2 protein-coding genes are annotated in these 1257 nt (G+C 56.1%); one reads left to right on the top strand and one right to left on the bottom strand.

Annotated elements, in window-relative coordinates; all coding sequences use genetic code 11:
* On the top strand, positions 1-395 hold a 395-nt coding region (locus A3730_RS06285), incomplete at its 5' end, for a peroxiredoxin (RefSeq protein ID WP_156500975.1).
* A 190-nt stretch (positions 396-585) separates the two neighbouring features.
* Here A3730_RS06285 and A3730_RS06280 read toward each other — a convergent pair.
* Positions 586-1257, bottom strand: a 672-nt coding sequence (locus tag A3730_RS06280; protein WP_063537732.1) for an ion transporter, incomplete at its 5' end; no start/stop codon positions are given.

Below are 1257 nucleotides of genomic sequence, written 5' to 3'. Positions count from 1 at the left end.
TCCGCGGCAACTGGTGCCCGTTGTGTATGGCACAGATTCGTGAAGTGGCAGCGCAATATCAGTCGTTGCAGGATCAGGGTGTACGGGTGGCGTTGATCAGCCCGCAGTCCCACAGCCAATCTGCGGATCTGGCAAAGCAATTTCAGGTGGATTTTGAATACCTGCGCGATGATGACAATCAGGCGGCGCGTGCTTTAGGTATTGTCGATGCGGGTGGTACCCCGGCCGGGCTGGAGGCGCTGGGCTACGACAGTGACACCGTTATGCCAACGGTATTTATCGTGGATGGCGAAGGCCGGCTGGTGTATCAGCACCTGACAGACAATTACCGGGTTCGCCCAGAGCCTGATCTGTTTATTCAGGTGTTGCGAGAGAAAGGATTAATAGACGGTTAATAAAGGCAGGGGTGAGCTAAGAGCTACGCTCGCTTCGATAAAGAAAGGCGGAAAAGTTACTCGGCATCTGCTTTTCTACGAAGCCGCTGTAGGAGCACCGTTTAGGGTGCGAACCGGGTGCGAACCGAGCGAAGCGAGGACATCGTCCGCAGGACGATCCAAGCCAGAAGCTAAAACTCTGCCGCTTTCTTTAATCATCCGGGCCTTTCAGCGACAGCTTCGGTAATTCCTCACCGCATTGCAGGCAAAAGCGGGCATCGGGCTCGTGGGAATGGCGGTGGCATCCCGGGCATTCACGTTCATAGCGCATGCTCACGCGGGCGGCGGAAATTTCCGCGGTGACGATACCGGTGGGCACGGCAATAATCGCGTAGCCGGTAATCATGGCCAGGGAAGCAATCAGCTTGCCGAACGGCGTCTGCGGTGAAATGTCGCCATACCCTACGGTGGTAATGGTCACGATGGCCCAGTAAATACTTTGCGGAATACTGGAAAAACCGTTCTCCGGGCCTTCCACCACATACATGAGGCTGCCGAAGATAATAATCACCACGAATACGGAGAACATGAACACCGCGATCTTGCGGCGGGTGCGCACCAGGGCGATGCCAAGCTGGTTGGCTTCGCCCATGAATTTGGCCAGCTTCATGACCCGGAACACGCGCAGTACCCGCAGCGCCCGGATGGTAAGCAGGTAATTGGAACCGGGGATGAACAGGCTCAGATAGGTCGGGATGACGGACAGTAAATCCACCACCCCGAAAAAGCTGCGTGCATAGCGCAGCGGTCGGTCGCTGACCCAAAGGCGAATGGCGTATTCCACCGTAAAAAGCAGAGTGAAAAACCACTCCGCCGCGTACAA

Source organism: Alcanivorax sp. HI0044, from assembly GCF_001634945.1.
Note: the sequence above shows the minus strand (reverse complement) of the source record. Positions and strands in the feature narration are given on the sequence as shown.